Below are 19,093 nucleotides of genomic sequence, written 5' to 3'. Positions count from 1 at the left end.
AATGACGAAGGACAAACAACATAGACGCGCCAGCGGCTTCCCGCAGGGTAGGACAAAAGATGCAACTGATAGACACGCACGTACATCTCAACTTTGATAGTTTTCAGCCGGATTTAGCAATAGTGCGATCGCGGTGGCAAGAAGCAGGTGTAGTGCGTTTAGTGCATTCCTGTGTTCACCCGGAGGAGTTTTCCAGTATTCAATCTATAACCCAAGAGTTTCCTGAGATTAGTTTTGCTGTAGGATTACATCCTTTAGATGCTGATAAATGGAATAGCGAGACAGCTGAGAAAATCAAAACTTTAGCGAGTTCTGACTCAAAAGTGGTAGCAATTGGGGAAATGGGTCTGGATTTTTACAAAGCTGATAACTATGAGCAACAGTATCTGGTGTTTGAGTCCCAGTTGGCGATCGCATCTGAACTAAACTTACCAGTGATTATCCACTGCCGTGATGCTGCGGTGGCAACCAAAGAAGTGTTGCAAAAATGGCGGCAACTCAAAGGAGAAAGAGTGCGGGGTGTGATGCATTGCTGGGGAGGAACACCTGAAGAAACTCAATGGTTTCTCGATTTAGGCTTTTATATCAGCTTTAGCGGAACAGTGACATTCAAAAGTGCTAAAGCGATCCAATCTTCTGCGGCGATGGTGAGTAGCGATCGCCTACTGATTGAAACAGACTGCCCATTTCTCGCTCCAGTTCCGAAACGGGGCGAGAGGCGCAACGAGCCTGCCTACGTACTTTATGTAGCCGAGCAAGTAGCTAAACTGCGTCAGGAAACGGTAGAGGCGATCGCTCATCAAACCACCCAAAATGCTTGTGAATTATTCGGTCTGTCAATATAAAGTGTGTCCTAGTATCTTTTGTTAAGTTGTGTTAAAAAAAATAAACCTAGAGGGGGACAAAAATATGCTAATATTATTGCCTCAAAAAGATTTTGCTTGCGCCATAATAATAGAGGAAGGAGCATAAAACTTTTCATCTTAAATTTTCCATACTGTTATGGCTTGCCCATCCTCAAAATCTCTACAAGTGGATGCTCTCCAGGCATTACTAACCGTACCAACCTAAATTGAGCTAGACTTTTGCACAACATCTGTTTAGTGTGTATTGAACCTATTCAAAATCGTTAAAGAAAAATTGCCTTGTGAGTATAATCCAGCAAAATGAAGTTATTCTGATTCAAAATCGACAAGGTGCGGATCGTTCCCTCAGTCTTAGGATATCTAAGAATATCACTGAGAGTATCAACAGCGGGGTGGATTTCAAACACACTGTGTAGAGCTGCGTCAGCAAATTAACGCGCTTTTTGGAGGGGAAGTGAAGAAAGTAAATCAAATTCAGGAATATTTTAACTGGATATTCTTTTTGAAATGGGCATTGGGAAGCCAGTGCTTTGAGTGGCTTTGGCAACTTGTACCGCTTCGAGGAAGTAAGCTATGCATAGCGTCTGCGGCTAGACAAGCAACTGGCGTCATTCGGTATGAGATGCAGGAGGAAAAGACTTTCAGCAAGTTTTCCCCCGATTTCATAGTACCGAGTACCTATTACTTAGTCCCTATTAGGGGTGATTGCTTCCTTGTCAAAATTGCTCATTCCAGCCAGATTTAATCGCTGGAGTCTACACCCATAAATTACAAGTGTCTAAGAAAAAGTTCCCAAACAGCTAAGGACACTGGCTAGCAGTGGGAAGCGTCAAAAAGCAGTGTCCAAGGGAAAATTGTACCAGGTTGACAAAGGAAGAGGCATGACTAAAGAAACATATATGGAACCCGCCTTTCTATTGCCCGACTTGATTGAAATCCAGCGCTCAAGTTTTCGCTGGTTTTTAGAAGAAGGGCTGATAGAAGAACTGAACTCCTTTAGTCCTATTACAGATTATACGGGTAAATTAGAACTGCACTTTTTGGGTCATAACTACAAACTCAAGGAGCCAAAGTACAGCGTCGAAGAAGCCAAACGGCGGGATAGTACTTATGCTGTGCAAATGTATGTTCCCACACGGTTGATTAATAAGGAAACCGGGGAAATCAAAGAGCAAGAGGTATTCATTGGTGATTTGCCTTTAATGACCGATCGCGGCACGTTTATTATTAACGGAGCCGAGCGGGTAATTGTCAACCAAATAGTGCGATCGCCAGGGGTTTATTACAAATCAGAAATCGACAAAAACGGGCGGCGTACTTATTCAGCTAGCTTAATTCCCAACCGGGGTGCATGGCTGAAATTTGAAACAGACCGTAACGATTTGGTGTGGGTACGGATTGACAAAACCCGCAAACTATCAGCGCAGGTACTACTAAAAGCTTTAGGGTTATCAGACAACGAAATCTTTGATGCCTTACGCCATCCAGAGTATTTCCAAAAAACCATCGAAAAAGAAGGGCAGTTTTCTGAAGAAGAAGCCCTGATGGAGTTATATCGGAAACTGCGTCCTGGTGAACCACCCACAGTATTAGGTGGACAACAACTCCTAGATTCTCGTTTCTTTGACCCAAAACGTTATGACCTTGGTCGCGTTGGACGGTACAAACTCAACAAGAAATTGCGCCTTTCTGTTCCCGACACAATGCGCGTGTTAACTCCTGGCGATATCTTGGCAGCTGTAGATTACCTAATCAACCTAGAATATGATATAGGTAATATTGACGACATTGACCATTTAGGTAATCGCCGGGTGAGAAGCGTCGGTGAATTGCTCCAAAACCAAGTGCGGGTAGGGTTAAACCGCTTAGAAAGAATCATTCGGGAGCGGATGACGGTATCCGATGCTGAAGTGCTAACTCCCGCTTCCTTGGTGAACCCCAAACCATTGGTAGCAGCAATTAAAGAATTCTTTGGTTCCAGTCAGTTAAGTCAGTTCATGGATCAAACCAATCCTCTGGCGGAACTGACCCACAAACGCCGTTTGAGTGCCCTTGGTCCTGGTGGTTTAACGCGCGAACGCGCTGGATTTGCAGTGCGAGATATACATCCTAGTCACTATGGACGCATTTGCCCCATTGAGACACCAGAAGGTCCAAACGCCGGATTGATTGGCTCTTTGGCAACCCATGCAAGGGTAAATCTGTACGGCTTCTTAGAAACACCATTTAGACCTGTAGAAAATGGGCGAGTTAGATTTGATCTACCTCCAGCCTACATGACAGCCGATGAAGAAGACGACCTACGGGTTGCTCCTGGAGACATTCCTGTAGATGAAACTGGGCACATTATTGGTCCACAAGTACCAGTCCGGTATCGCCAAGAATTTTCCACCACAACACCAGAACAGGTGGACTACGTAGCAGTATCTCCCGTACAGATTGTGTCGGTAGCAACCAGCATGATTCCTTTCTTGGAGCATGATGACGCTAACCGAGCGCTGATGGGATCGAACATGCAACGGCAAGCAGTCCCCCTACTCAAACCAGAGCGTCCTTTGGTGGGTACTGGTTTGGAAGCCCAAGGAGCAAGAGACTCTGGGATGGTGATTGTATCGCGCACCGATGGCGATGTTACTTATGTAGATGCTACAGAAATTCGCGTCCGTCCTAAACCTAACACCCCCGAAATTAAATACATCCTTTCCAAGTATCAACGTTCCAACCAAGACACCTGTTTAAATCAGAAACCTCTCGTCCGCATTGGTGAACGGGTTGTTGCTGGTCAGGTATTGGCTGATGGCTCCTCCACTGAAGGTGGTGAATTGGCGCTAGGACAAAATATCGTCGTTGCCTATATGCCTTGGGAAGGGTACAACTACGAAGATGCAATTTTAATCTCTGAAAGACTGGTGCAGGATGATGTTTACACCTCAATTCACATTGAAAAATATGAAATTGAAGCTAGACAAACCAAACTGGGGCCAGAAGAAATTACCAGAGAAATTCCCAACGTCGGGGAAGATGCCTTGCGCCAGTTGGATGAACAGGGAATCATTCGCATTGGGGCATGGGTAGAAGCTGGTGATATCTTGGTAGGAAAAGTCACACCAAAAGGTGAATCTGACCAACCGCCAGAAGAAAAACTGTTACGTGCCATCTTTGGTGAGAAAGCACGGGATGTGCGAGACAATTCTCTGCGAGTACCAAACGGTGAAAAAGGCCGCGTAGTTGATGTGCGCTTGTTTACTCGCGAACAAGGCGATGAACTGCCACCAGGAGCCAATATGGTAGTCCGGGTGTATGTAGCTCAAAAACGTAAAATCCAAGTTGGTGACAAAATGGCAGGACGCCACGGTAATAAAGGGATTATTTCTCGGATATTACCGGCAGAAGATATGCCTTATTTGCCCGATGGTTCACCAGTGGACATTGTACTCAACCCCTTGGGCGTACCCAGTCGGATGAACGTCGGACAAGTATTTGAATGCCTGTTGGGTTGGGCTGGTCAAACCTTGGGAGTGCGATTTAAGATTACTCCCTTTGATGAAATGTATGGGGAAGAGTCATCTCGCCGAATCGTACATGGCAAATTGCAAGAAGCACGAGACGAAACAGGGAAAGACTGGGTATATAACCCAGATAACCCAGGCAAAATCATGGTGTATGACGGTCGTACAGGTGAACCCTTTGACCGAGCAATTACCATTGGTGTGGCTTATATGCTGAAACTGGTGCATTTGGTGGATGATAAGATCCACGCCCGTTCTACAGGCCCATACTCACTGGTGACTCAGCAACCCTTGGGTGGTAAAGCACAACAAGGTGGTCAGAGGTTTGGAGAAATGGAAGTGTGGGCATTGGAAGCCTTTGGTGCAGCTTACACCTTACAGGAATTGCTCACAGTTAAATCTGACGATATGCAAGGACGGAATGAAGCGTTAAATGCGATCGTTAAAGGTAAGGCAATTCCTCGACCTGGAACTCCAGAATCCTTTAAGGTGCTAATGCGTGAGCTGCAATCATTGGGGTTAGATATTGCCGTACACAAGGTAGAAACTCAAGCAGACGGCAGTTCCCTAGATGTGGAAGTCGATTTGATGGCAGACCAATCAGCCCGTCGTACACCTCCTCGACCAACTTATGAATCTCTTTCTCGCGAATCGCTAGAAGACGACGAATAATCAATAGTCATTAGTCCTTAGTTCTTTGTCATTAGCAAAAGACTAAGGACTAATGACCAATGACCAATGACTAATGACTAATGACTAAATATGAGACCTGCCCAAACTAATCAGTTTGACTACGTAAAAATCGGCTTGGCTTCCCCTGAACGCATTCGTCAGTGGGGCGAGAGAACATTGCCTAATGGTCAGGTAGTTGGTGAAGTTACCAAACCAGAGACGATTAACTACCGAACTCTCAAGCCAGAGATGGATGGCTTATTTTGTGAGCGCATCTTTGGGCCAGCAAAAGATTGGGAATGCCATTGTGGCAAGTATAAAAGAGTCCGTCATAGAGGTATTGTCTGCGAACGCTGTGGGGTAGAAGTCACCGAGTCACGCGTGCGTCGCCACCGCATGGGCTATATTAAACTCGCCGCACCAGTAGCTCACGTTTGGTATCTCAAAGGCATTCCTAGCTATATTTCCATCTTGTTAGATATGCCCTTACGGGATGTCGAGCAGATTGTTTATTTCAACTCTTATGTTGTCCTGAGTCCAGGTAATGCCGAAACTTTAACTTACAAACAGCTACTGAGTGAAGATCAGTGGTTGGAAATAGAAGACCAAATTTATAGCGAAGATTCTCAGCTGCAAGGCGTAGAGGTGGGCATTGGTGCTGAAGCACTGTTGCGCTTGCTTGCCGATATTAATTTAGAACAAGAAGCTGAAAGCCTACGCGAAGAAATTGGTAATGCCAAGGGGCAAAAAAGAGCCAAGTTAATTAAGCGACTGCGGGTAATTGACAATTTTATCGCCACTGGTTCCAAACCAGAATGGATGGTAATGGCAGTTATTCCCGTGATTCCCCCCGACTTGCGCCCAATGGTGCAACTAGATGGCGGACGGTTTGCCACCAGCGATTTAAATGATTTGTATCGGCGGGTAATTAACCGCAACAATCGTTTGGCACGCTTGCAAGAAATTTTGGCACCTGAGATTATTGTGCGGAACGAAAAGCGGATGCTGCAAGAAGCAGTAGATGCTTTGATTGACAATGGTCGTCGGGGACGCACTGTGGTAGGAGCAAATAATCGACCTCTAAAATCTTTGTCCGACATTATTGAGGGTAAGCAAGGACGTTTCCGACAAAACTTGTTAGGTAAACGGGTTGACTATTCTGGGCGTTCGGTTATTGTCGTCGGGCCAAAACTGAAAATTCACCAGTGCGGTTTGCCTAGAGAAATGGCAATTGAGCTATTTCAACCATTTGTGATTAACCGCCTGATTCGTAGCGGGATGGTAAATAACATCAAAGCTGCGAAAAAGCTGATATCCCGTAACGATCCCAGTGTTTGGGATGTGCTGGAAGAGGTGATTGAAGGACACCCTGTGATGCTAAACAGGGCGCCAACATTGCATCGCTTGGGCATTCAGTCTTTTGAACCAATTTTAGTAGAAGGTAGAGCGATTCAACTTCATCCTCTCGTCTGTCCAGCGTTTAACGCCGACTTTGACGGCGACCAAATGGCGGTACACGTCCCATTATCGTTAGAAAGTCAGGCTGAAGCGCGGTTATTGATGTTGGCTTCTAATAATATTTTGTCACCAGCCACAGGTAAACCCATTATCACGCCTAGCCAAGACATGGTGTTAGGGGCATATTACTTAACAGCAGAAAATCCCGGTGCAACAAAAGGCGCAGGAAAGTACTTTTCTTCACTAGAGGATGTAATTATGGCTTTCCAGCAGGAGCAAGTTGACTTGCACGCCTATATATATGTGCGGTTTGACGGTGAAATAGAATCAGATCAACCGGATACAGAACCCGTGAAAGTGACGGAGAACGAAGATGGTACCCGCACATTACTCTATAAGTTCCGTCGAGTCAGACAAGACGCTAAAGGCAATGTAATTTCTCAGTATATATATACCACTCCCGGTCGCGTTATTTACAATAATGCTATTCAGGAAGCACTTGCAAGCTAAAAGTGAGGAGTGAAAAGTTAAGAGTTAGGAGTTATTAATTACAAACTCCTAACTCCTAACTCCTAATTATTAATTTAGGACTAATGACTAATGACTAACGAAAAAATGATTTTTCGCAATCGGGTGGTTGATAAAGGTCAACTGAGAAATTTAATTTCTTGGGCCTTTACATATTATGGTACGGCGCGAACCGCAGTAATGGCGGACAAACTGAAAGATTTAGGATTTCGCTACGCTACCAAAGCAGGGGTTTCCATCAGTGTAGATGACTTGATGGTGCCACCAACTAAGCGATTGCTCTTAGAAGCAGCCGAAGAAGAAATTCGCGCCACTGAAACCCGTTACCAACGGGGCGAAATCACGGAAGTAGAACGTTTCCAAAAGGTAATCGATACTTGGAATGGTACTAGTGAAGCCTTGAAGGATGAAGTAGTAGTTCACTTCAAGAAGACTAATCCCTTAAACTCCGTATACATGATGGCATTCTCTGGGGCACGGGGTAACATCTCTCAAGTGCGGCAGTTGGTGGGGATGCGGGGATTGATGGCAGATCCCCAAGGGGAAATTATCGATTTGCCGATTAAAACCAACTTCCGTGAAGGACTCACTGTGACGGAATACATTATTTCGTCTTACGGTGCCAGAAAAGGATTGGTGGATACTGCGTTGCGGACGGCTGACTCTGGTTATCTAACGCGCCGATTGGTGGACGTATCCCAGGATGTAATTATTCGGGAATTTGACTGCGGCACCACTAGAGGTCTTGCAATTCAACCAATGACAGAAGGGGCCAAAACTTTAATTCCTCTAGCAACCCGCTTGATGGGACGGGTAATTGGTGAAGATGTGGTGCATCCAGTAACAAAAGAAGTGATTGCAGCACGTAATACCCCAATTTCTGAGGATTTGGCGAAGAAAATTGAAAAATCTGGGGTGAGAGAAGTTGTGGTGCGATCGCCCCTAACTTGTGAAGCCGCACGTTCCGTTTGTCAACACTGCTACGGCTGGAGTTTGGCACACGCCAAGATGGTAGATTTGGGCGAAGCTGTGGGGATTATTGCTGCCCAAAGTATCGGCGAACCTGGTACTCAGTTAACCATGCGGACATTCCACACAGGTGGGGTGTTTACTGGAGAAGTGGCGCAACAAGTTCGTTCTAAAATCGATGGGACTGTTAAGCTTCCCCGCAAACTGAAGACCAGAACATATCGTACCCGCCACGGGGAAGATGCCCTTTATATTGAGGCTAATGGCATCATGCTTTTGGAACCAACAAAAGTAGGTGATGTTACCCCAGAGAACCAAGAGGTTCACCTTACCCAAGGTTCAACACTATATGTATTTGATGGAAATAAGGTAAAACAAGGTCAGTTGTTGGCAGAGGTTGCCCTTGGTGGACGCACAACTCGGACTAATACAGAAAAAGCAGTTAAAGATGTAGCCTCTGACTTAGCAGGGGAAGTGCAATTTGCTGAAGTAGTTCCAGAACAAAAAACTGATCGTCAAGGCAATACCACAACCACAGCCGCACGCGGTGGCTTGATTTGGATTTTGTCTGGGGAAGTTTACAACTTGCCGCCTGGTGCAGAATTGGTAGTAAAAAATGGTGATGCGATCGCCTCTAATGGAGTTTTAGCAGAAACCAAGTTAACCAGTTTGCACGGCGGTGTGGTGCGGTTGCCAGAAGCTACCCCAGGTAAGAGTACCAGGGAAATTGAAATTATCACTGCTTCTGTGGTACTAGACCAAGCAACAGTGACAGTCCAAAGTTCCCAAGGGCGTAATAACTACTTAGTTTCCACTGGTAACAACCAAGTATTTAACCTGCGGGCTACACCAAGCACAAAAGTGCAAAATGGTCAAGTGGTAGCTGAGTTAATCGACGATCGCTATCGGACAACCACTGGTGGTTTCCTAAAATTTGCGGGTGTAGAAGTCCAGAAAAAAGGCAAAGCCAAGCTAGGTTATGAAGTCGTGCAAGGCGGTACTCTTTTATGGATTCCCGAAGAAAGCCACGAAGTTAATAAAGATATCTCCTTGCTGTTGGTAGAAGACGGTCAGTTTGTCGAAGCTGGCACCGAGGTAGTAAAAGATATCTTCTGCCAAAACAGTGGTGTGATAGAAGTTACCCAGAAAAACGATATCCTGCGGGAAGTTGTAGTTAAGCCAGGGGAACTACTGATGGTGGACGATCCCGAATCAGTTATCGGGCGAGATAACACCTTCATCCAACCAGGTGAGGAATTCCAAGGCAATGTCGCCAGAGAATTGCGTTACATCCAGTATGTAGAGACACCAGAAGGACCCGCCTTATTGAGCCGTCCAGTAGTTGAGTTTGCCGTCCCTGATAATCCAGATGTGCCATCAACTACATCGGTAAGTCAACAAACCGGGCGATCGATTCAATTAAGAGCGGTGCAGCGACTACCTTATAAAGATTCAGAACGTGTCAAATCTGTTGAAGGTGTGGAACTGCTACGAACCCAGCTAGTGCTGGAAATTGAGCAAGAAGGGGAACAAGACCATAATGCTTCGCCCCTAGCAGCAGATATTGAATTAGTAGAGGATACCGAAGACCCAGAAGTTCAACGTTTACAACTAGTGATTTTGGAATCCTTGGTAATTCGTAGAGACATTACCGCTGATGCTACCCAAGGTAGTACCCAGACGACACTTGAGGTACACGATGGGTTAACCATCGCCCCAGGTTCTGTAGTCGCACGTACCCAAATCTTGTGTAAAGAAGGCGGGGAAGTACGAGGTGTTCAAAAAGGAACCGAAAACGTGCGTCGCTGTTTGGTGTTGCGCGACGCTGACAGGCTTCCTATTAATACTAGTACTCAGCCAAAGGTAAAAGTGGGTGATTTGCTAGTAGAAGGTACAGAAGTTGCTCCTGGAGTTTTTGCCCCAGAATCAGGACAAGTAGTCGATATTAAAAGCGTCGCTGCTGCATCTGGTGGGGAATCAGCTTTGAGTACTAAAAACTACGTTATTACTACCCGTATCGGTCGCCCTTATCGAGTCAGCCCTGGTGCTGTGTTGCAGATAGAAGACGGCGATTTGGTACAACGAGGTGATAACTTGGTGTTGCTAGTGTTTGAACGCGCCAAAACCGGAGATATCATTCAAGGTTTACCTCGGATTGAGGAATTACTTGAAGCTCGTAAACCCAAAGAAGCGTGCATCTTATGTCGGCGGGGCGGAGAAGTTAAGGTGGTTTATGGTGATGGTGATGAAGCGATCGCTATTAAGGTCGTAGAATCAAATGGCGTGGTGACAGATTATCCTCTGGGGCCAGGACAAAATTTGATTGTGCCAGATGGCTCGACAGTATTAGCAGGACAACCGTTGACTGATGGCCCATCCAATCCTCATGAAATTTTGGAAATCTTCTTTAGCTTGGGTTCTGAAGATGGAATCTATGCTTGTGCTAGCCTTGCTTTACAGAAGGTACAAACCTTCTTAGTGAATGAAGTGCAAATGGTGTACCAGTCTCAAGGTATTGATATTTCCGATAAGCACATTGAAGTGATTGTTCGCCAGATGACCAACAAAGTCAGGATTGATGATGGTGGTGACACCACAATGCTTCCTGGCGAATTGGTAGAACTGCGCCAAGTCGAGCAGGTAAACGAAGCTATGGCAATTACAGGCGGTGCTAGGGCACAGTACACTCCAGTATTGTTGGGGATCACCAAAGCATCGTTGAACACGGACAGCTTTATTTCCGCTGCCTCCTTCCAAGAGACAACACGGGTACTCACTGAAGCCGCTATCGAAGGCAAATCTGACTGGCTGCGCGGATTAAAGGAAAACGTGATTATCGGGCGATTGATTCCGGCTGGTACTGGATACAATACCTATGAAGAACCAGGAGCGATCGATGACTATGCTGCTGAAATTACCAGTAGTGTGTTAGATGAAGTTGACGATCCCCTAGATATGGTCTTAGACGATCGCACAGCTCGCAACTATAATTTAGATTCTCCTACTCTTGGAGAATCTGGCTTTGGCAGCAGACGTGCAGAAAGGTCAATTCTAGATGAAGAAGACGAATTAATTGCTGACGAAGTAGTAGACGACGACGATTACGAGGAAGAAGAGGAAGACGACGAAGATGATTTCGACGACGAATAGAGACTTGAAATTTCGCGTCTAAAAGGTAAAAGGTAAAAGGTAATATCGAGTCTGCCCAATTACCAATAATCAAACTACCTCACCCATGCTAGCGCACCCCTTGGCAAGGGGTGCGCTAGTTTCAGTTTTACCCCTAACGAGCAAGTCGTCGTATTCAATTAAAATAAGCGATCGCAATCAATAGACTGAAATTTTCTGTTTCACAGAGTCTAGTCATTTACATCGCTTAAAATCTTGTATTTAGTCGTCTTAAGAAGACTTTAGGTATTACCTTGAGAATTTCTTTCCAACCAGGATAGCAACGAACTGAATAATTGAAAAGATGTTGGGAATCATAACCCTACAAAAAGAGGGGATTAAGCATTAGCTGTTATTTTGAATTTCATCTAACTTAGCACGCACTGCTTGAATATCCTGCCACATCAACCATTTTGGCGCACCTCTTTCTTTAGAAGGATTACGCAGCAAGTAAGAAGGATGAAAAATTGGCATACATAAACGCCCTTCCCACTCTAGCCACTGGCCGCGAATTTTCGTAATCCCCCGCTTATCGCCAGTGATACCTTTGACAGCAGTTGCACCCGTTAACAGAATTATTTTAGGGTCAACTAAGCGAATTTGTTCTAATAGGTAGGGTAAACAAGCCGCTACTTCTACAGGAGTGGGAACTCTATTATCTGGTGGGCGACATTTATTGATATTCGCGATATATACATCATGCTCAGTAGTCAGATTCACCGATGCCAAAATTTTCTCCAGCAATTGTCCCGATCTGCCTACAAATGGTAAACCCGTTTCATCTTCATTTTGACCTGGGGCTTCTCCCACAACCATAATTGGTGCTTTGAGATTGCCACGTCCGACAACAGCATGAGTGCGAGTGTCTCCCAACGCACAACGGTGGCAGCGATCGCAATGCTGTGTCAACTCCGTTATATCAGAATAAGTTCCGGGAGCGATCGGAATTTTCGCGTCTGTAGGAATCAGTTCTCGTTGATTAAAAGTTGAGTCGTCGAAGAGGCTGAGTTGGGTTTCGCTGCTCATGAAAATCAGGATTTTGGCATCAGCGCCAGCTGTTATATCTGAGTTAAATAGCCTTTTGATTGGATATTTGTCAGAACAATAAACTTTTGCTGAATACTTAATTATTTATACAAATCTTATTGTATCAGTTAATTTGAGACAAAATTCAGTCATGATAAAAGCATTGCCGTCCTAAGATGCTGGGGGAAACCATGTCACAGACCCCACTTTTCGCCGATCGTACCCATGCAGGTGAGTTATTGGCGCGAGTAATTCATAATGTTTTGACTCAGCAAACTATTAATTCTGGGGTAAAGCCTGTACCAATTGTTTATGCTTTGCCAAGAGGAGGTGTACCAGTAGCAGCACCAATAGCACGTCTTTTAGATTGTCCGTTGACAATTGTTGTGGCAAAAAAGATTAGCCATCCAGAAAACCCAGAGTTAGCAATTGGTGCAGTGACGACTTCTGGAAATGTTCTTTGGGCCGATCAAAAGCTATTTCGCTCCAAACATGATGCGCGGTGGCGAGAAATAGCTTTAAATAAAGCGATAAACCTTGCTAAATCTCTTGAGGCTCAATTAATTCCTACTTGTCCGCAAGTAAATGCAGAGAATGCTACGTTGATCTTAATTGATGATGGTATTGCTACAGGTATGACAATAGCGGTAGCAGCAACTGCTATGAGAGCGCTTTCTCCAGCAGCAGTTTGGCTATGTACTCCAGTAGCGCCACAAAAATTGCTACCTTGGTTAGAACAGTGGGGCGATCGCACGATAGTTTTGGAAACACCCGAACCTTTTTGGAGCGTGAGTAATTTTTACGCAGAATTTCCCCAAGTAGATACATTAGAAGTTCTCGTATATCTCCAACAACAAAAGACAATCGGGGGAATTGATCTGTACGAGTAATTTTGAATTGTTTTCCAATCTTGCTTTTTAACTATTTGAAGATGTTCCCTGCTGATATTGCATAGCCTTGGCATAATCACCCAACGCGTAGCAAGCGACTTTCAGACTGGCAAGAGCTTGTTCTTCACTGCGACGATCTTTGATATTTCTAGCTAACAGCAAACGTTCTTCATAATATGTAATTGCTTTGTTGTAGTCACCCAAAGCTTCACAAGCAACTCCTAAACTACTTAAAGACTGTTCCTCACTACGCTTGTCTTGAATTTGTCTAGCTAATTGCAATCGATCTTCATAATACTTAATCGCTTTGGTATAATCACCTAAAGCATAACAAGCATTGCCCAGATTCTTTAGCACCTGAGAAGCACTGCGGACATTTTTTAAGGAGCGTGATAGTACTACACACTGCTCATAATAGGCGATCGCTTTTGAGTAATTGTTCAAAGCATACCAAGCATTACCCAAATTCTTGAGTACCTGTTCTTCGCCCCAATGATCTTTGAGTTCCCGCACAATCTCTAGACTTTGCTGTTGATACTCAATAGCCTGTGTAAAATTACTTAAAGCTTTATACACCAATCCCAAATTATTGAGTGCCGCGACTTGACTGCGTTTGTCTTGCAACTTTTGCGTTATTTTCAAACATTTTTCTAGAAACTCAATAGCCTTGTTATGATCGTTCAAATGACGGTATGCATTTCCTAAATGGGAAAGTGCTTGCATCTGCAATGCTAAATCTGAGGTGTTATTAAGCAAAGACAGACACTGTTGGGAGTAAGAGATAGCACCTTTGTAGTCTCCAGCACTGTAAGTTACCAATCCTAAAAAAGAAAGTACCTGTGCCTGTTTTTCTAAATCGCCAACTGCCTGAAACAGCCCCAAGGATTGTTGTAAAGACTTCATAGCCGTTATTAATTCGCCACCTTGCTGCTGTTGAATTCCTTGCCTTAGTAGCTTGGACGCTTCTGACAAATGGTCATCACTTTCTTGTAGAGATATTATTTCTGCTTGTGAACCAGAGTCAAATTCATGGGTAATTGTATTACGCTTCACTGGTTTTAGGTATGTTATGGGTAATTGCAAAGGAACTGTATTTTTCGAGCTCGTTATTCCATTCGCCTTTAGACATCAACTTCTTCTTGTGAAGTCTGGTGCTAAATCTAGTGTTCCCAAAACCAGGGCGCATCTTTCATCAGTCCGCTTTACCACAGCATAAGTTTAGGAGAGGTAAGAGTTATATATAGCGATGGTTAATTGAGGCTTTCAGATTTATGCTCACGAAGAGTAATAACTATATAGCTTGCGATCGTCTCTATTTGTTATCTATTCGTGTTCTCTACGTCTAGAATAGTTTGATTAAAAAACTATTTTTGACAAGTTTATTTAATAGTTTTATTATCAATATCTGTCCTGTATGTATGGTGCAGAATATCCCGTACCTCCATTAAAATTTTTCCTAGCATATTTTTACCACTCCCATCAGCTCCACAACCCCAGTAGAAATCGATAGGCGAGTTTTCAACAATTTCTACATTGTTTGTAGAAAGTAAAATATCTCTAATATCTGTATGAGTTTGAAATTTGCACAGCACAGCTTGCCGCATGATATCATCTTTAACCTGTTCCCAATCTTGGCGTAAGGGGCGCGTTCTCTCACGCCCCATTCTTGCTGCATCTTTAGGTGTTTTAACTAGGCGGATTTGTTCTGCATGAGGTGTACCCACAAACTTTTGCGCCTGAAAGTAGTGTTCGCTAGTTGACCAATACAATCCATCTAATTCAAAGCCGTGAGACGAAAAGTTAGAGAAGCAGCCATACTCTTCACGAGTACTATAAAAATAAATTGTCATAAAATTTGATATATTTTTTTTGAATTTACTGAATTTGTAAGTTTTTTATAAAATAGATGATTTATTTTCTGTTGATTCAATAAATGCCTCAAACTGACCATTAGGAGTCCATTGAATAGCTCCATCTCGCCCTGTAAAGAACAGTTTAGTTTTGCTTTGATTCAGTTCAGATAAAGTTTTTGGATCAAAGTTGGCAGAAGAAGCGATCGCTACTTGTGGTTGCAAAGCAATCACTAAATCTTTTAATGACTCAGGAGCACACCAAAGCACTTGCGGGCGAGGCAAACTTCCATTTTTTACTAGTTGCTGTACCTCTTTAGATTTAACATTACCTACTAATAACCAATTTTGATCTAAAATTTGCAATTGTAAAATTGGTAATTGGTCGTTGATTAATTGCGCTACTATCGAGCCAGCTTTCACAGATTGACCAACTCCCAAAGGTTGATAAATTCCTTGATGTTTTTGTAGTTCCTGTTGAATAGCCTGAGTTGTAATAGAATTATCTGTTTGAGGTGAATATTCATAAAAATTATTGATTGGTAAACGTTGCATTAATTCAAACCAAGCATTACTTTCGTTACCTTGAAAATCAGTTGCGATCGCCCAATTTATTTGATTTACACCCTGCTGTTGTAAAAACGGTAATATTGTAAAACGTCCTGTCCCTTGATCGCCACTGTTAATGACAGTTACAGTACCTCGATCTTGAACGACTACAATTGGTTCTGTCCCCGATTCTAAGACTGTTATCCTAAACAATGTATTTTTAGAATGCCAAAGTGGGATGAATACTAAACCAATCGCAATCAGATTAGCAAACCACCACCGCCTTTGCCACCAACGCACTAACCAGACCAATATAATTAGTATATAAACCGCCAAAAGCTGCCAAGTAGATATACTGCCCACCGCAACAGAATTTCCAGGCAAATTGCTAAAAAAATCTACTAGTTTAATTAACCAATCAGTAGGATAATGTAATACCCCTGCCAGGAAGCTTCCGGCGTCAGTCCAAACTAAACCTACTAACGCACTGATGATTCCACCTATACTAATGATTGAAATTAATGGAGTACTAATCACATTCAGCAACAGACTATAAGATGGTACAACTCCAAAGACAAAAAGTTGCACAGGTAAAGTCCAAATAGTGGCAGCTAGGGGAACAGCAATCAAAGCAGCGATCGCAGGTGGTAGCCATGCTAGGCGATTGACTAATGCGGATACTGTTACAACTAATCCTAGTGTTGCTAAAAAACTCAATTGAAAACCTAAATCCCAAATCCATAGAGGATTAAATACCAATAACAGAGTTGCTGCTAATAGTAATGAGCCGAACTGTTTTACTTTTCTTTTTAAGAGTAAACCAACTAATGCCGCAAAACCCATAATTACGGCTCTGAGAACCGCAGGTTGAAAACCTGTTAAACTCAGAAAAATCATTAAAGCCAAAAAGCCAAGAGTAAATTGCGTTCCTTTTCTTGCTCGCCTCGTTAGCTGTAAAATCACACTCAAAATCAAAGAAGTTTGGAACCCAGAAGCTGCTAAAGCATGAGCTAATCCGGCTTGTACAAATAAGTCTCGGATATCGTAGGGTAAATCAACAGCTTTGCTTCCCAACACCATTGCACTGACAAGAGGCCCTTCAGGGATACCCAACCAACGAACTTGCGATCGCACAATTCGCTCCTGAATTTGCCACCATCCCCATTTGCGTTCCGGCTCCAAAACATTTATTTGTCGCCCAATTAGACCGGCAAACGTTCCTTCTTGCTTGAGAAACTTCTGAAAATCGAAACCACCAGGATTGGAAGCTGCCTTTGGTTTGTACAAAATCCCAGTCACGGCAATTTGTTGACTAGGGTATAACCCAGTAGCCTGAAGTATAGGGACTGTCACATACAATTTGCCTGTAACACCTTGTGGGATACCTGCTGAACCTTTATTATTTTTAACTTCATCTAACTGAGTCGTTTCCAGCCAAAATTGTCCTCGCTGACTGCGAGTTAAGCGAGGATTACTCGCCACTTCGCCGCGTACAATCACAAGTTGTTCTTGATTGCTGCTATTTCCAGGCGGCACAAACTGGCTAATATCTTTTGCACCCGGTTGTGGTATTCGCCATTGAAAATATAGAGTTGCTAATAATCCTACTAAGCCAGCAGCTACCCATATTCGAGGATGGGGAATAGTTTGCCAAGTATTAGGCACTCCCTTATTTTTGCTTCCAGCATTTTCTGGTTTCTGAGCAAATTGCTGTAATGTGGTGCGTCTTCTAAAAAGAATTGCTCCCACTATCCCCAGAACCAAAATCCCCACACCACCCCAAGGAACTCCTGTAAGCAGCAAGCCAAAAATGTAGCTAAGACAAATAATTACACCACTGGTTTGAATCATAAGATTTTTGTAAAAGCACCTGGCAATCCGAGTTTGCAGATAGTTTAAATATAGATAGGGCAGCAATAAAGAAAAATCCGCGTTGCTGAATTTTGTTATGAAATTCAAAAATAAAATATTCCAAACTCTTATTATCAGTGCTTGGAGCACCTCTACGTGAGCTTTTTATTTCTTTAAATCAGCAACAGCGAAAAGTTTTTATACTTGTGGTGAGTATAGTCCATCAAGTTTATATAAACAAAGCCCGCACAGGCGGGCCTTATCCTTGTAGCTTTAAGTAGCTAGGACTTACGCACTATACAAATCAACCAAAACGTGTACTACGGTATTTAGTCTTTTCAGAGGCTTCAGATAACCCTGATTTATTCCGACATTTGCGTAGGCGTAGCCCGTCGTAGACATCGCTGGATGCAAAACATGGCTAAAATACCCAAATTGTGTTTAGTACTTATGTACGATGCGTAAGTCCTAGTAGCTTTAATGTTCTAGATTCAATATTTAACCGTCTTTCTGTCCTTTAGCAAAAGCCACATCAAAAAAATATACCTAGCTTAAACCTCAGCGGCACAAATATAAACAAAACACAAAATCATAGTGAATTAAATTTGCCATGACTCTGCGTACTTTGCCTTTGTTTTTCCGTTACTCTGGCTTCAAAAACGCTACTATTTTACACAAAACTAGTACTTAGTTCATGTATAGCCGCACCCTTTAGGATATTGGGCTTCCTGTTGAACCTACAGTATCTTTGAGCAAAGGAAAACCCAACTTCTCCCTTTGCTCAACATATAAATGAGCTACCTTCCTAGCCAAATGCCGAATCCTGGCAATATAGCGAGTTCTTTCCGTCACAGAAATCACACCTCTAGCATCCAGCAGATTGAATGTGTGCGAACACTTCATTACATAATCTAAGCTAGGCAATACCAATCCTCGCTCCGTCAATTGGGTAGCTTCCTGCTCGTACAAATTAAATAATGTCAGTAGCAACTCAGGATTTGACGCTTCAAAGTTGTATGTGCACTGCTCAATCTCACTTTGCAGGAAAACATCTCCATAAGTAATGTTGTCTGTCCACTGGATCTTAGTAAATGCTTCTACTTGTTGGAGATACATTGTCAGCCGCTCTAACCCGTATGTAATTTCAATCGACACCGGACGGCAATCAATTCCTCCACATTGTTGGAAGTAAGTAAATTGAGTAACTTCCATCCCATCTAACCATACTTCCCACCCAGTACCCCAAGCTCCCACAGTTGCATCTTCCCAGTTATCCTCTACAAACCGAATATCGTGGTCTTGAGGACGAATACCTAAAGCTCTTAACGAATCAAGATAAATCTCCTGAATATTATCTGGGGATGGCTTAATCAGAACTTGGTACTGATAATAGTGTTGGAAGCGGTTGGGGTTTTCGCCGTAGCGTCCATCAGTAGGACGACGACAAGGCTCAACGTAAGCAACAGCCCAAGGTTCCGGCCCCAATGCTCTTAAAAAAGTCTGAGGATTCTTAGTACCAGCTCCCTTTTCAATATCGTAGGGCTGGGCAATAAGACAACCGCGATCGCCCCAAAAATGATGCAATAAACTTATTACCGACTGAAAATTCACGCTTGTTCTATCCTTAGTCAACACAGTGCATAAACCATTGTTGCCTAGAACCCGGCACTGTGGGCAGTTTCAGGAGACAGAAAAACAGTCCAAAATATTTTGGGAAAAATAGTTGACACAAAGAATTAGGTTCGTTATATTGAATA

General features: G+C 43.4%; 9 protein-coding genes and 1 pseudogene. 5 read left to right on the top strand and 5 right to left on the bottom strand.

Going from position 1 to position 19,093, the window contains the following annotated elements:
- Positions 1-59 precede the first annotated feature (59 nt).
- The 4 genes from RMY64_RS25105 (at position 60) to RMY64_RS25095 (ending at position 11,152) form a co-directional block, all read left to right on the top strand.
- The gene (locus tag RMY64_RS25105) at positions 60-845 is read left to right on the top strand and encodes a TatD family hydrolase (RefSeq protein ID WP_322674422.1); all 786 of its coding nucleotides are present in this window, start codon (positions 60-62) and stop codon (positions 843-845) included.
- 902 nt (positions 846-1,747) lie between these two features.
- Entirely contained in the window at positions 1,748-5,047 is a 3,300-nt protein-coding gene (gene rpoB, locus RMY64_RS25100; protein ID WP_322674423.1) for a DNA-directed RNA polymerase subunit beta, read from the top strand.
- A gap of 90 nt (positions 5,048-5,137) precedes the next feature.
- On the top strand, positions 5,138-7,015 hold the full coding sequence (locus tag RMY64_RS36895; protein WP_416211840.1) for a DNA-directed RNA polymerase subunit gamma: 1,878 nt from the start codon (positions 5,138-5,140) through the stop codon (positions 7,013-7,015).
- Between the two features lie 90 nt (positions 7,016-7,105).
- Positions 7,106-11,152, top strand: a complete 4,047-nt coding sequence (locus tag RMY64_RS25095) for a DNA-directed RNA polymerase subunit beta'' (protein ID WP_416211841.1) — start codon at positions 7,106-7,108, stop codon at positions 11,150-11,152.
- A gap of 363 nt (positions 11,153-11,515) precedes the next feature.
- Here RMY64_RS25095 and RMY64_RS25090 read toward each other — a convergent pair whose 3' ends face one another.
- Positions 11,516-12,196: a uracil-DNA glycosylase gene (locus tag RMY64_RS25090; protein WP_322674424.1), complete on the bottom strand. Its 681-nt coding sequence runs from the start codon at positions 12,194-12,196 to the stop codon at positions 11,516-11,518.
- 191 nt (positions 12,197-12,387) lie between these two features.
- Between RMY64_RS25090 and RMY64_RS25085 the strand changes: the two genes are divergently transcribed.
- Entirely contained in the window at positions 12,388-13,086 is a 699-nt protein-coding gene (locus RMY64_RS25085) for a phosphoribosyltransferase (RefSeq protein WP_322674425.1), read from the top strand.
- Positions 13,087-13,113: 27 nt separating this feature from the next.
- Here the strand turns inward: RMY64_RS25085 and RMY64_RS25080 are convergent.
- The 4 genes and pseudogenes from RMY64_RS25080 to glyQ form a co-directional block, all read right to left on the bottom strand.
- Positions 13,114-14,215 (bottom strand): annotated as a pseudogene (locus RMY64_RS25080) (tetratricopeptide repeat protein).
- A 250-nt stretch (positions 14,216-14,465) separates the two neighbouring features.
- Positions 14,466-14,936 carry an NADAR family protein gene (locus RMY64_RS25075; protein ID WP_322690516.1) on the bottom strand — a complete coding sequence of 157 codons (471 nt, stop codon included), beginning with the start codon at positions 14,934-14,936 and terminating at the stop codon, positions 14,466-14,468.
- A gap of 45 nt (positions 14,937-14,981) precedes the next feature.
- On the bottom strand, positions 14,982-17,336 hold the full coding sequence (locus RMY64_RS25070) for a ComEC/Rec2 family competence protein (RefSeq protein ID WP_322701423.1): 2,355 nt from the start codon (positions 17,334-17,336) through the stop codon (positions 14,982-14,984).
- 711 nt (positions 17,337-18,047) lie between these two features.
- A complete protein-coding gene (glyQ, locus tag RMY64_RS25065; protein ID WP_322690518.1) occupies positions 18,048-18,947 on the bottom strand; it encodes a glycine--tRNA ligase subunit alpha in 900 nt (299 codons plus the stop codon).
- Positions 18,948-19,093 lie beyond the last annotated feature (146 nt).

It is taken from the genome of Nostoc sp. DedQUE08, assembly GCF_034530895.1.
Lineage (GTDB): Bacteria > Cyanobacteriota > Cyanobacteriia > Cyanobacteriales > Nostocaceae > Nostoc.
This window is presented reverse-complemented; position numbering and strand designations above follow the sequence as displayed.

Bases quoted from the DNA above. Each gene is read 5' to 3' on its own strand.
- RMY64_RS25105 (WP_322674422.1), top strand. From the start codon at position 60: ATGCAACTGATAGACACGCACGTACATCTCAACTTTGATAGTTTTCAG.
- rpoB (WP_322674423.1), top strand. From the start codon at position 1,748: ATGACTAAAGAAACATATATGGAACCCGCCTTTCTATTGCCCGACTTG.
- RMY64_RS36895 (WP_416211840.1), top strand. From the start codon at position 5,138: ATGAGACCTGCCCAAACTAATCAGTTTGACTACGTAAAAATCGGCTTG.
- RMY64_RS25095 (WP_416211841.1), top strand. From the start codon at position 7,106: ATGACTAACGAAAAAATGATTTTTCGCAATCGGGTGGTTGATAAAGGT.
- RMY64_RS25090 (WP_322674424.1), bottom strand. From the start codon at position 12,196: ATGAGCAGCGAAACCCAACTCAGCCTCTTCGACGACTCAACTTTTAAT.
- RMY64_RS25085 (WP_322674425.1), top strand. From the start codon at position 12,388: ATGTCACAGACCCCACTTTTCGCCGATCGTACCCATGCAGGTGAGTTA.
- RMY64_RS25075 (WP_322690516.1), bottom strand. From the start codon at position 14,936: ATGACAATTTATTTTTATAGTACTCGTGAAGAGTATGGCTGCTTCTCT.
- RMY64_RS25070 (WP_322701423.1), bottom strand. From the start codon at position 17,336: ATGATTCAAACCAGTGGTGTAATTATTTGTCTTAGCTACATTTTTGGC.